The organism is Capnocytophaga bilenii (assembly GCF_017565765.1).
Lineage (GTDB): Bacteria > Bacteroidota > Bacteroidia > Flavobacteriales > Flavobacteriaceae > Capnocytophaga > Capnocytophaga bilenii.
The window spans coordinates 51842-63886 of sequence record NZ_JAGDYP010000010.1 but is presented as its reverse complement, the minus strand read 5'-3'; the positions used below and the strand labels follow the sequence as shown (position 1 = coordinate 63886).

Below are 12045 nucleotides of genomic sequence, written 5' to 3'. Positions count from 1 at the left end.
TTTCTAATGTATCTAAATTTATTTTTGTAATAATAAAACCAGATAAACAAAAACGCTTTATAAACATCGGAATGTATAAATACCTTTCAAAATATAAATATGGACTACTAAAAAAATTATTTTTTAACAATTCTTTATTGTTTACATATAAATTTCCTATCAAAGGAGAACCCTGACTAAATTCAATAATATTCTTATATTCTATTTTAAAACCATCTATTTCATCACAAAAATTAAAATTCCACGGAGAATAAGATGTTTTTAATTTATTTATGTTTTGCATTTTACTTTGTTTCTATCAATTTTTCGAGTTTTTATATTTTTAACATCACTATTGTTTACCCCCGCTGGCGCAAGCTTGCAGCTTGTGCCCAATTCAAAATTCAAAATTCCCTTTGCCGCCCGCACTCTCACCAATCCCATTACTCCCATTGCTCCCATTACTCCCCAATTCAAAATTCAGAATTCAAAATTCAGAATTCCTGCAGCTTGTGCCCAATTCACAATTCAAAATTCTCTCCCCGTCCCATTTGTCCCATTTGTCCCACTCGTCCTACAAGTCGCATAATTGCCTGTGTGGCTCACACCCCCCGCTGGTGCGAGCTTGTAGCTTGTGCCCAATTCACAATTCGTCATTCTCTCCCCGTCCCATTTGTCCCATTTGTCCCACTCGTCCTACAAGTCGCATAATCGCCTGTGTGGCTCACACCCCCGCTGGCGCAAGCTTGCAGCTTATGCCCAATTCAAAATTCAGAATTCAAAATTCATAATTAGCCAATTCCCCTCGCACTATTTAGAGTGCTTTATAGGCTTAAAAAACACCTATCTCTATGGTGGGTAAAAGGAAATAGGGCTTTAATTATTTTGTATTGTATTGATTAGTAGGTTGTTGGAATTTTAACAACACCTATGACACATTACCAATATTGTTCAAATTATTAAAGTACTTTTCTAATATTGTAATGTTGTCATATTTTTGAGTACGATCTGTGTAAGTAAACCACTTATCAGCTAAATCATCAAATAATCGTTTACCTAAGTTTGTTAAATCACTTTCTTTGATCACTGTGTCAATGTTTAAATTACCTTCTTCATCAAAAGGATTTTTATGTAAGAGCCCTTTTTTATAGCTAAGTTGAAGCAAGTTTCTACAAGCAATAAGTGTATTGTCCTTATCAACTTGTCTTATATATGCTCCTGCTAGTATCCTTACATTTAATAATACTATATCTTTCATATTTTATTTATTTCATTCTAATTATTTGTGTTGCTACTTGTGATACATCAACAAGATTACCATTTTTATCTTTTACAAAAGTACCTCCCCCCGCTGGCGGAAGCTTGCAGCTTGTGCCCAATTCACAATTCAAAATTCTCTCCCCCGTCCTACCTGTCCCATTTGTCCCACTCGTCCTACAAGTCCCATAATCGCCCGTGTGGCTCACACCCCCCGCTGGCGCAAGCTTGTAGCTTGTGCCCAATTCACAATTCTCTCCCCATCCTACTTGTCCCACTCGTCCCACTCGTCCTACAAGTCCCATAATCGCCCGTGTGGCTCATATCCCCCGCTGGCGCAAGCTTGCAGCTTGTGCCCAATTCAAAATTCACAATTCAAAATTCCCACTCGCATTATAGGCTTAAAAAACGCTTATTTCTATGGTGGGTAAAAGGAAATAGTAGGGCAGTTCTTTCTAACTCATTTGTATTTAGTTATTAATAGTATCTACAATGTCACAAGCCACATTATCACCATTTTTGCAGGCTTTTTTAAACCAAAAAATAGCTTGAGTTTTAGATTGTTCCACCCCTTGTCCATTGTAATAGCAATATCCTAAATTATATTGAGCCGCAGCATATCCTTGTTTGGCAGATTTTTCAAGCCATTCAATAGCTTTCTCAAAAGATTGCTCAACCCCTATTCCCTTATGATAGCCAATACCCAATTCAAACTGAGCAGCTGCGTGCCCTTGTTTTGCTGCTTTTTCATACCATTCAGCTGCTTTTTCAAAAGATTCTTCAATGCCCAACCCATTATAGTAACAATCTCCCAAATTATATTGAGCATCTGCGAGTCCTTGGTTTGCAGCTTTTTCATACCATTCAACAGCTTTAGGATAAGAACGTTCCACCCCTTTTCCGTTATAATAACAAATTCCCAAATCATATTGAGCTTTTGCATCCCCTTTTTCTGCTTTTGCAATAAGTGTTTTAATGTCTTGTGTTTGAGAATAACCCCAAACAAAACCAAACATACATATAAATATAAAAAATCTTTTCATCGTTAGTTTAAACGTTTAGTTGCCTAATCTTTAATTTTATTTAGCAATTCACAAGCAGGCTCATAGGAATTATCACAAGATTTTATAAACCAATACAAGGCTTTTTCTTTTGATATTTCTACTCCTTCCCCTTTATCATAACAAAGCCCCAAAAAGTATTGAGCTTTTGCATATCCTTGTTGGGCAGATTTCATAAGCCATTCAGCCGCTTTAGAATCAGATTGTTCTACCCCTTCTCCATTATGGTAACAATACGCCAAAGAATATTGAGCTCCTGCATCTCCTTGCTGGGCAGCTTTCTCAAACCATTCAGCAGCTTTTTCAAAAGATTGTTCCACGCCCTCTCCATTACTATAACATTCCCCTAAAGCACATTGTCCCTCTGCATCTCCTTGTTTGGCAGCTTTCTCAAACCACTCCGCAGCTTTTTTAAAAGATTGTTCCACTCCAGTACCCATACAATAAGAAAGTCCTAAAAGAACCTGCCCCTCTGAATCTCCTTGTTTAGCAGATTTTTCAAACCATTCCACCGCTTTTTCAAGAGATTCCTCTATCCCTTCTCCTTTATGATAACAAACTCCTAAAGCGTTCTGAGCCTTAGCATATCCTTGTTTAGCCGCTTTTTCATACCATTCAACCGCTTTTTCAAAAGATTGTTCCACCTCTTTACCATCATAATAACATTTAGCTAAATTATATTGAGCTTCTGCATCTCCTTTTTCCGCTTTTGCAGTAAGAGTTTCTATGTTGTCAGTTTGTTTACAGCCTATAACAAAGCCTAATAAACATAAAAATACGATTATTTTTTTCATTTCCTATTGTTACTTTTTAATACCAACCACTAACACCTAATTCCCAAATTTGCTAATTCCCTCATTTACTAATTCCCCTAACATCTAAAATTGCCTGTGCGGCTCGCACCTAATTATCTCCCATTTCTAAAGATACCCAGCATAATCCTAGCATCCTCTTTGCCCCATTTTAGTTTGTTATGAGCAGGAGGGTTTTCAAAAAGAGATAACGACAAGTTAAAATACAATTCTGCATTCTTACCACCGCCGTATTTTGCAGGAGTATACATATCCTGAATAGCTTTTACTAAGTACAAACGCGCATTTTCAGGGTCTAATTTCTCAGCTTTTTGCAGCGTACTAATCACTTGAGTTACTTTGTTATAAATCTCGCTATTGGGAACAAATTGCAGAGCGTAATTTTGCGCCAAAGCCAGCAGTATATAGTCTTCAGCATCTTTAGCACTATGTTCTAGTAATTTGATAGCCTCGTTGATATATTCTTTTTTTTCTGATTCAACCATAGCTATTTTGCTAGCTTCGCGGTATTTAATGTATGCTTTCCAGTAGTCGCTTAGTTCAGAGGCATTGTCGTACAAAAAAGTTTCTACTGCTGCAGCATTGTGGCTATCGTATGATTTTTGCAGAGCTGCCTCCACTTTATCTTCAATGTTTTGCGAAAAGGATACTGCACTACACCATAGCAGTATACCAAAAAGAATTGATTTTTTCATTTTTGTTCTTTTGAAAAGTTAATAACTAAATTTGTTGCCGCAAAAATACAAAAAAATGTTTAATTATCAATGATTAATGTTCAAAGCACCCATAACGCCAATTCAAAATTCAGAATTCAAAATTCAAAATTCTTCTCAGCGAAGGTTCAGCGAAGGATGAGCGAAGGATGAGCGAAGGAAAGTCGGCGAGCTGGCGCAGCCGAGTATGTGACGAAGGATAAAAGCCAGTGCGGCTCGCACCGAAGGAAAGTCGGCGAGCTGGCACAGCCGAGTATGTAAAGCCAGTGCGGCTCGCACTTTTTTCAAGGCACTACCACATTAAAAAATAATCATCAATCATCAACCATTAATAATTATTTTTGTACCTTTGCCGAAAACAAGCAAACTTATCAAGTGTTCGTTGTAGTATTAGAAAATATAAAAATTGCTATCAGTGCTATCAAAGCACAGTTTTTGCGCACGATACTCACCGTGGTGATTATCGCTATCGGTATTACTGCTTTAGTAGGTATTCTCAGTGTGATTACAGCCCTTAGCAACACCCTCGAAGGTAATTTTTCTTCTATGGGTGCCAATACTTTTCTCATTACCCGCTATCAGTATTCACAACGAGCCGAAGGCAGTGGCACTACCCAAAAACCGCACCCCCTCATCACTTATAACGATGCTAAAAACTTTAAAGAACAATTGAGCTTGCCTTTTGCCAAGATAAGTATCTCGGTAGATGCAGCTTCTTCACTCGAGGTAAAATACGAAAACAAAAAAACCGACCCGCTGGCACGTGTAGTGGGGGTAGATGAATACTATATAGCGAATTCCAATCTCACTATAGAGCAAGGCAGAGGCTTCAGCGATTTTGATATACAAAACAATGTAAATGTATGCGTAATAGGAGTTGATTTTACCACTACACTCCTCAAAGGTGTAAACCCTATAGGCAAAATTATTTCAGTGCGAGGTACCCCCTTGCGCATTATTGGCGTTCTCAAAGAGCAAGCCTCCTCATTTGGTAATTACGAAAATTTTCAGGTACTAATACCCTTACAACTCGCACGGAATATATTCCCTATAACCAATTTAGATTACCAGCTAAAAGTAAGCGTCCCTACCAAAGCCCAAATGGATTTAGCTGTGAATGATGCCGTACTTACAATGCGCAGCCTGCGAGGCTTGTCGCCCTTGCAAGAAAACAATTTTGGGATAGAACGCAGTGATGACCTTCTGCAACGATTGGGCGAGATTACCAATGTACTCACCATTGCGGGCTTTCTCATCGGGCTGATTACCATTTTAGGCTCTTCTATAGCCCTGTTGAATATAATGCTCGTATCGGTAACCGAACGCACTCGTGAGATAGGTATCCGCAAGGCTTTAGGAGCCAAACGTAAGCTCATCACCTTGCAATTTTTCACCGAAACACTAATGATAGCATTACTAGGTGCTTTTACGGGTATCGTGTTGGGTGTCGGTTTAGGTTATGTAATTGCACAAGCTGTTCAATTTCAGTTTGTAATACCTTGGGGAGTGATACTCATTGCCATTGTTATTGCGCTGGTAGTAGCTGTAGTATCGGGCTTGTATCCGGCAATCAAAGCTTCAAAGTTAAACCCTGTAGAGGCACTTAGGTACGAATAGTTTTTTGAATTATAAATACGAATGGAGACATTGCGATTTGACAATTTACAGATAGAAAACCAACAGGTACACCTCCCTCTTCCCGATGGCATTCAGCTCACTATCAAGCGGGAGGATAAGAACCACCCATTGGTATCGGGCAATAAGTTGCGAAAGCTAAAATACAACATACAACAAGCATTGGCTGAAGGCAAAGATACTATTCTTACTTTTGGTGGTGCTTACTCCAATCATATCGCAGCTACTGCAGCTGCAGGCAATTTAATGGGGATAAAAACCATCGGAGTGATACGCGGAGACGAATTAGAATGTGAAATTGACGTTAATCCCACGTTAAAGTTTTGCAAAAGTTGTGGTATGCAGCTCTTCTTTGTCTCGCGTAGTGATTATCGTAACAAAACCTCGCCTCAGTTTTTAGAAATGCTTGTAAATCGTTTTGGTTCAAATATTTACATAGCTCCCGAAGGCGGTACCAACGCTTTAGCAGTAAAAGGCACTGCCGAGATTCTTACCCCCCAAGATAGCACTTTTGATGTGATATGCACCGCTGTAGGTACAGGCGGCACTATAGCAGGAATAATTGAGGCAAGTGAGCCACACCAAACAGTTATAGGCTTTCCAGCCCTAAAAGGCGCTGATTTCCTTGAAAATGTCATCAGGCAATACACCTATAAAACCAATTGGCATTTGGTGTATGATTACAACTTTGGCGGCTATGCCAAAGTGAATGACGAACTCATAGATTTTTTAAATGATTTTAACAATTCAACGGGTATCCCGTTAGACCCTATATATGTAGGTAAAATGATTTTTGCTATCTTTGCCCTCGCAAGTAAAGGATATTTTGCACCCAATACCAAAATATTGGCAATACATACTGGAGGCTTGCAAGGTATAAAAGGAATTAATAAAAAAAGAAAAGCAAAACAAAAAATTATTTTGAATTATGATGAGACGATTTAGTTTGCTATTGCTATATCTGTTTGTTTTTTCATCGTGTTCTGATAAGTATTACAAGAGTAAGAACAACCCTCACACGGTTTCCTACCGAGGGCAACGTACTGTTGTAGAAACTAAGAAACCCACACACATAGAACTAACACAACGCACTAAAGCTTTGGTAGAAGCACAAAGCATTCAGAAAGATTTCACCGAAGACGATTTCCACGAGGTGCCTCCACCTATGAGGGTTACCGAGTCGGTTACTAAGGAATATATCCAAAAGTATAAAGACATTGCTATGATTGAGATGATGCGCTACAAAATCCCAGCAAGCATCACTTTAGCACAAGGTATTTTAGAAAGTGCCTCCGGACAAGGGCGATTAGCACGACACGGCAAAAACCATTTTGGTATAAAATGCCACGCTACTTGGAACGGAAAAACTATCACTCACGATGACGATGAAAAGCGCGAGTGCTTCAGAAAATACGACAACGAAGAACAGTCGTTTGAAGACCACTCTACATTCCTCAACAAACGAGGTAGATATTCTTTTTTGTTTGATTTGCTTATTACCGACTATGAGGCTTGGGCGCACGGTCTTAAAAAAGCAGGATATGCTACCGACCCTGCCTATGCAAGAAAACTCATAGCCCTTATACAAAAATTCAACTTGCACCAATACGATTTGCAAGTGGTTGCCGAAATGAAACAATCAAGCCTCACCTTTGGCTCTGATATTGTTTCTACACCCACCCCCAAATTGCCGCAAAACACCACAACCCCAGAACCCGATGATACTGCTATTGCCAAAAAAACAGTAACACGCAACACAACCCCAAAAACAGAGGTGAAGGAAACTCCTAAACCTACTGAAAAAGAAATTGCTAAAACTATAGAACGAAAAGAACCCCCTAAACAGCAACCACAAAAGCAAGAATCGTCTAAAAATCTACCTCCTAAAAAAACAGAGGTAGCTGTTACCCCCCCTCCTGCCGTAAAAGATTACTATGAGGTGCAAACAGGCGACACGCTTTATAAAATAGCCCGCGAGCAGCAAGTGCCGGTAAAACAATTGATGAAACTCAATAATTTAGACGACCTATCAAGTAGTAACTTGCGCGTAGGGCAACAAATACGCATCAATTAATGACATTTTCAGCCTTAAAAAACTTTATTTACCAATCCCTGAATAGCCTCTACGACCCTGCGGAAATACAGGCATTCTACTTTTTACTGCTTACTCATTACGGAAAATATACAAAAACAGAACTATTGGCAGCACCTGATACTATGGTTGCAGCCAATAGTTTGGTGCTTATAAAAAAAGCTGTTGAAGCTCTTAAAGAATATGTACCTATACAATACATATTGGGCGAAACGGAGTTTTATTCACATAAGTTTATCGTCAATAAAGCGGTACTAATACCGCGCCCCGAAACCGAAGAATTGGTAGACTGGGTGCTAAACGAATTGAAAACAGAAAAACACCCCCTAAGTATTCTAGATATAGGTACCGGTAGTGGTTGTATTGCCATATCGCTGGCTAAAGCACTGCCACAGGCTTCAGTAACAGCTATTGATATTTCGGGCGAAGCCCTTGCAGTAGCTCAAACTAATGCTGCTAATAATGGGGTAACTATTCGCTGGCAGCAGCAGGATATACTCGCTACGCCTTCACTTATAGGACAATATGATGTAATTGTATCTAATCCCCCTTATGTACGTGAGTCTGAAAAAGTACAGATGAGCGCCAATGTTCTCAACTACGAACCCCATACAGCACTATTTGTTGGCGATGAGCAACCTTTGGTATTTTATGAGCAAATAGCCTCTTTGGCACACACAGCTCTTAAAGAAAACGGGAGACTGTTTTTTGAAATAAATCAATATTTAGGGGTGCCAATGAAGGCGATGCTTTTACAAAAAGGATTTAGCAAGGTAGAAATAAGAAAAGATTTATCAGGAAATGACAGAATGATATTAGCAAAACGCTGATTTTTAGGTAGAATTTAGGAATGAAAAAGAAAAAACAAGCGAAAAAGAAAATAGAAAAACAACCCCAAACTCTTTCGGCTATAGTTTATTTAGCAGGAGGTTGCTTTTGGGGTACTGAACATTTTTTTAAACAAGTACGCGGTGTTATAAAAGCACAATCGGGGTTTGTGAATGGGCATACCCCCAACCCTACCTACAAGCAGGTAAGTACAGGCACTACAGGCTATGCCGAATGCGTTGCTCTTACTTACGACCCTACAATTCTGTCATTCAAGAAAATACTAACTCTTTTTTTTAAAACTATAGACCCCACGAGCCTCAACAAACAGGGTGATGATGTGGGAACTCAATATCGCACAGGCATCTATTATATAGATACGCAGCAACAGCAAATTGCCCAAAATGCCCTCAAGCGTTTGGCAAAAAGCTATACACAGCCTATTGTGGTGGAGTGCGAACCTTTTCGCGCTTTCTATCCTGTTGAGAGTTGGCAAAATGACTATTTAGATAAATTTCCAAATGCCGAATGCCATATAGCCCCAGATGTGCTGGCAAATGCTAAAATGGCAAATCCTATTCGCTTATCAGGAAAACGGCATAGTATCAGAAAAATGCGCAAGAAGTTATGATAAAATCATTGCTGTCCAAAATATTTGCTTCTATCGTAAAAAAACAGATAGATAGTTGGGCAAAAAAACCAATAGAAACACAACAAAAAGTGTTTGAAAAGCTCATTACCGATGCCCAAAACACAGCTTTTGGCAAAGCTCACCAGTTTGCCGAGATTAAAACTTATGAAGATTTTGTAGCGCGTGTGCCTGTACGCGATTACGAGGCACTGCGCCCTTATATAGATAGGGTAGTGGAGGGCGAAAAAAATGTGCTATGGCGTGGCAAGCCGCTTTATTTTGCTAAAACATCAGGTACTACCAGTGGGGCTAAGTATATCCCTATTACCAAAGATTCTATGCCACACCACATACAGAACGCCCGCAATGCCATATTGTGCTACATACACGAAACCAAAAAAGCCGATTTTGTAAATGGCAAAATGATATTTCTGCAAGGTAGCCCTATACTTAGCGAAAAGAATGGCATCAAAGTAGGTCGCCTTTCGGGTATTGTAGCCCACTACGTACCTGCTTATCTGCAGCGAAACCGTATGCCTTCTTATAAAACAAATTGTATTGAAGATTGGGAAACAAAAGTAGAAGCTATTGTAACAGAAACTTTTTCTCAAGATATGACCCTCATTAGTGGTATTCCTTCGTGGGTACTGATGTACTTTGAGCGTCTTTACAGTCGTGCGGGCATAAAAGTAGGCAAATTGTTTCCTAATTTTAATCTTTTTATTTACGGGGGCGTTAATTACGAACCTTATAGGCAAAAGTTTGAACACCTTATAGGGCGAAAAGTGGATAGCATAGAGCTGTACCCTGCCAGTGAAGGCTTTTTTGCCTACCAAGATTCGCAAACTGAAAAAGGAATGCTTTTGCAACTCAATTCGGGGATATTCTATGAGTTTATAGAAGCTGATAGTTTCTTTACAGAACAGCCAAAGCGTATTCCACTGAAAGAGGTACAGCTGGGGGTGAATTATGCACTTATTATTTCTACCAATGCAGGTTTGTGGGGCTATAATATAGGCGACACTGTCCAATTTACCTCATTGGCGCCTTACCGCATCGTAGTTACGGGGCGTATTAAACATTTTATTTCGGCTTTTGGCGAACACGTGATTGCTAAAGAAGTGGAAGAAGCTATGCAGGTAGCTTTGGAAGCTACAGGGGCTCGCATTACTGAATTTACGGTGGCCCCCCAAGTGAACCCTGCACAAGGTGAATTGCCCTATCACGAATGGTTTGTAGAGTTTGAAACAATGCCTAAACATATGAAAACTTTTGCCCGACTTATAGACGAGGCGCTACAAAAACAAAATATGTATTATTACGACCTTATACAAGGCAAAGTACTACAACCCCTCAAAATCACTAAAGTGCCAACGGGTGGTTTTGCTGCCTATATGAAAGCGCAAGGTAAATTGGGCGGACAAAACAAAATACAACGTTTGGCTAATGATAGAAGCGTAGTAAAACAATTAAAACTATGAAATACAGTAAAGAACACACTTGGGTAACTATTGAAGGAGATACCGCTACTGTGGGTATCTCACATTTTGCACAACAGCAGTTGGGCGACATTGTTTATGTGGATGTGGAAAGCGTAGGTAGTACTCTGGCGCAAGATGCTATCTTTGGCACTATTGAAGCTATTAAAACTGTCTCGGATCTTTTTATGCCTATTGCAGGCGAAGTTGTAGCCTTCAACGAAGCATTACTTCAGCATCCTGAAAAAGTAAATAAACACCCTTATACCGAAGGTTGGATTATTAAAATAAAACCTACCCAACCGCAAGAATACGACCTTTTACTATCGGAAGAAGAATATAACGAATTATATGCTCAAGTATAAATACACTATTCTATGGGCAGTGTGGGTGATAATTATCGTTACACTCTGCTTTATTTCGCCGCCCCAAGTGCCTGATGCGCCTCGCATTCCTTATTTAGATAAAATTGCCCATTTTGGGTTCTATTTTGGTTACACTTGCCTATTTATAGCAGCGTTTTACAACGAAACAAAACGTTTTCACAGCGCAAAAAAATGCTTCTTATGGGCTTTTATAACCGCTGTAATTTTGGGCGGACTGATAGAGCTATTGCAAGGTTCCTTAACCGTAAATCGCAGTGGCGATATTATGGATGTGTTTTTTAACACTTTTGGCACAATTGTTGCTTTATGTTTTATGACAAGATTCCGAGTGCTCTTTAGGTAATTGTCAAGAGGGAAATATTTAATAACTTTTTTAAAAATCATCATTATGCAACCTAAAAAAAATCCGAAAGCCGATTTGGCAAAAAGTAGTGGGTTGTTCTTTGCGATTGGTTTTGCTATAGTTTCTGGGCTTACCTTGTGGGGGTTTGAAGCTAAGGTGTATGACAAAACTGTAAAAGACGACCGCCAGAGCGAGATGAATAAGCAGCTTGATGAGGAACAAGAGAACTTCGTAATGGAAGCTCCTGATACGCCTCCGCCACCACCGCCACCACCGCCACCAGCAGTAGTAGAAGATGTGAAAATCGTTGAAAACGACGCTAAGATTGAGGAAGCTCAAATTGCTACTACTGAAACTAAAAAAGAAGATAAAGTGGCTGACGTTAGCACAATTCAATCTACAGATACAGCTGTAGAAGATGTGCCTATTGATGTGCCTTTTACAATTATTGAGGACAAACCTATGTTTGAAGCTTGCAAAAACGTTCCTAAAGACAAACAATTTCAATGCTTCAAAGAAAACCTTGATAAGCACGTTAGCAAAAACTTTGTTTATCCCCCTGCAGCACTCGAAATGGGTATTCAAGGTAAAGTAAACGTAAGTTTCCGTATCAATACCGATGGTTCTATTACAGTGCTTGGCGTACGTGGTACCGATAAATTACTTGAAAACGAAGCTAAACGTATTATAGAAAAACTCCCTAAATTGATACCTGGTAAGCAACGTGGCAAACCTACACCAGTTACTTTTGCTTATCCTATCAACTTCAGACTTCAGTCTTAAAACAAAAATACATATATGCGCTTTGCCAAAGGAACTAAAACCTTTGG

15 protein-coding genes are annotated in these 12045 nt (G+C 39.3%); 9 read left to right on the top strand and 6 right to left on the bottom strand.

Going from position 1 to position 12045, the window contains the following annotated elements:
* The 6 genes from J4N46_RS11445 to J4N46_RS11420 all read right to left on the bottom strand — a co-directional run.
* Positions 1-283 (bottom strand): hypothetical protein (locus tag J4N46_RS11445; RefSeq protein ID WP_208059403.1); only part of this gene is annotated, 283 nt, incomplete at its 3' end.
* 624 nt (positions 284-907) lie between these two features.
* On the bottom strand, positions 908-1237 hold the full coding sequence (locus J4N46_RS11440; protein WP_208059402.1) for a hypothetical protein: 330 nt from the start codon (positions 1235-1237) through the stop codon (positions 908-910).
* 7 nt (positions 1238-1244) lie between these two features.
* Positions 1245-1541 carry a hypothetical protein gene (locus J4N46_RS11435; protein ID WP_208059401.1) on the bottom strand — a complete coding sequence of 99 codons (297 nt, stop codon included), beginning with the start codon at positions 1539-1541 and terminating at the stop codon, positions 1245-1247.
* Positions 1542-1706: 165 nt separating this feature from the next.
* Complete coding sequence (locus J4N46_RS11430; RefSeq protein ID WP_208059400.1) at positions 1707-2279, bottom strand: tetratricopeptide repeat protein; 573 nt, start codon at positions 2277-2279, stop codon at positions 1707-1709.
* 23 nt (positions 2280-2302) lie between these two features.
* Positions 2303-3091, bottom strand: coding sequence for a tetratricopeptide repeat protein (locus tag J4N46_RS11425; protein ID WP_208059399.1), 789 nt, complete (start codon positions 3089-3091; stop codon positions 2303-2305).
* A 113-nt stretch (positions 3092-3204) separates the two neighbouring features.
* Positions 3205-3804 carry a hypothetical protein gene (locus tag J4N46_RS11420; RefSeq protein ID WP_208059398.1) on the bottom strand — a complete coding sequence of 200 codons (600 nt, stop codon included), beginning with the start codon at positions 3802-3804 and terminating at the stop codon, positions 3205-3207.
* 393 nt (positions 3805-4197) lie between these two features.
* Between J4N46_RS11420 and J4N46_RS11415 the strand changes: the two genes are divergently transcribed.
* From J4N46_RS11415 to J4N46_RS11375, 9 genes are read left to right on the top strand one after another with little or no spacing between them, the layout of a single operon-like run.
* Entirely contained in the window at positions 4198-5439 is a 1242-nt protein-coding gene (locus J4N46_RS11415; protein ID WP_034557717.1) for an ABC transporter permease, read from the top strand.
* A gap of 21 nt (positions 5440-5460) precedes the next feature.
* Positions 5461-6402 carry a 1-aminocyclopropane-1-carboxylate deaminase/D-cysteine desulfhydrase gene (locus tag J4N46_RS11410; protein WP_208059397.1) on the top strand — a complete coding sequence of 314 codons (942 nt, stop codon included), beginning with the start codon at positions 5461-5463 and terminating at the stop codon, positions 6400-6402.
* Complete coding sequence (locus J4N46_RS11405; protein WP_208059396.1) at positions 6386-7531, top strand: glucosaminidase domain-containing protein; 1146 nt, start codon at positions 6386-6388, stop codon at positions 7529-7531. Before J4N46_RS11410 ends, J4N46_RS11405 begins: the two co-directional genes overlap by 17 nt.
* Positions 7531-8379 (top strand): peptide chain release factor N(5)-glutamine methyltransferase, encoded by an 849-nt coding sequence (prmC, locus tag J4N46_RS11400; RefSeq protein WP_208059395.1) that lies wholly within the window; start codon positions 7531-7533, stop codon positions 8377-8379. Before J4N46_RS11405 ends, prmC begins: the two co-directional genes overlap by 1 nt.
* Before the next feature lie 20 nt (positions 8380-8399).
* Entirely contained in the window at positions 8400-9008 is a 609-nt protein-coding gene (msrA, locus tag J4N46_RS11395; RefSeq protein ID WP_208059394.1) for a peptide-methionine (S)-S-oxide reductase MsrA, read from the top strand.
* A complete protein-coding gene (locus tag J4N46_RS11390; protein ID WP_208059393.1) occupies positions 9005-10489 on the top strand; it encodes a GH3 auxin-responsive promoter family protein in 1485 nt (494 codons plus the stop codon). Before msrA ends, J4N46_RS11390 begins: the two co-directional genes overlap by 4 nt.
* Complete coding sequence (gcvH, locus tag J4N46_RS11385) at positions 10486-10851, top strand: glycine cleavage system protein GcvH (RefSeq protein WP_208059392.1); 366 nt, start codon at positions 10486-10488, stop codon at positions 10849-10851. The genes J4N46_RS11390 and gcvH overlap by 4 nt, the downstream gene beginning before the upstream one ends.
* Complete coding sequence (locus tag J4N46_RS11380; protein WP_208059391.1) at positions 10838-11215, top strand: VanZ family protein; 378 nt, start codon at positions 10838-10840, stop codon at positions 11213-11215. The genes gcvH and J4N46_RS11380 overlap by 14 nt, the downstream gene beginning before the upstream one ends.
* A 45-nt stretch (positions 11216-11260) precedes the next feature.
* On the top strand, positions 11261-11998 hold the full coding sequence (locus J4N46_RS11375) for an energy transducer TonB (protein ID WP_009416823.1): 738 nt from the start codon (positions 11261-11263) through the stop codon (positions 11996-11998).
* Positions 11999-12045 lie beyond the last annotated feature (47 nt).

Excerpts from the sequence above, each read along its gene's own strand:
- J4N46_RS11440 (WP_208059402.1), bottom strand. The coding sequence starts at position 1,237 with ATGAAAGATATAGTATTATTAAATGTAAGGATACTAGCAGGAGCATAT.
- J4N46_RS11435 (WP_208059401.1), bottom strand. The coding sequence starts at position 1,541 with ATGGGACTTGTAGGACGAGTGGGACGAGTGGGACAAGTAGGATGGGGA.
- J4N46_RS11430 (WP_208059400.1), bottom strand. The coding sequence starts at position 2,279 with ATGAAAAGATTTTTTATATTTATATGTATGTTTGGTTTTGTTTGGGGT.
- J4N46_RS11425 (WP_208059399.1), bottom strand. The coding sequence starts at position 3,091 with ATGAAAAAAATAATCGTATTTTTATGTTTATTAGGCTTTGTTATAGGC.
- J4N46_RS11420 (WP_208059398.1), bottom strand. The coding sequence starts at position 3,804 with ATGAAAAAATCAATTCTTTTTGGTATACTGCTATGGTGTAGTGCAGTA.
- J4N46_RS11410 (WP_208059397.1), top strand. The coding sequence starts at position 5,461 with ATGGAGACATTGCGATTTGACAATTTACAGATAGAAAACCAACAGGTA.
- J4N46_RS11405 (WP_208059396.1), top strand. The coding sequence starts at position 6,386 with ATGATGAGACGATTTAGTTTGCTATTGCTATATCTGTTTGTTTTTTCA.
- prmC (WP_208059395.1), top strand. The coding sequence starts at position 7,531 with ATGACATTTTCAGCCTTAAAAAACTTTATTTACCAATCCCTGAATAGC.
- msrA (WP_208059394.1), top strand. The coding sequence starts at position 8,400 with ATGAAAAAGAAAAAACAAGCGAAAAAGAAAATAGAAAAACAACCCCAA.
- J4N46_RS11390 (WP_208059393.1), top strand. The coding sequence starts at position 9,005 with ATGATAAAATCATTGCTGTCCAAAATATTTGCTTCTATCGTAAAAAAA.
- gcvH (WP_208059392.1), top strand. The coding sequence starts at position 10,486 with ATGAAATACAGTAAAGAACACACTTGGGTAACTATTGAAGGAGATACC.
- J4N46_RS11380 (WP_208059391.1), top strand. The coding sequence starts at position 10,838 with ATGCTCAAGTATAAATACACTATTCTATGGGCAGTGTGGGTGATAATT.
- J4N46_RS11375 (WP_009416823.1), top strand. The coding sequence starts at position 11,261 with ATGCAACCTAAAAAAAATCCGAAAGCCGATTTGGCAAAAAGTAGTGGG.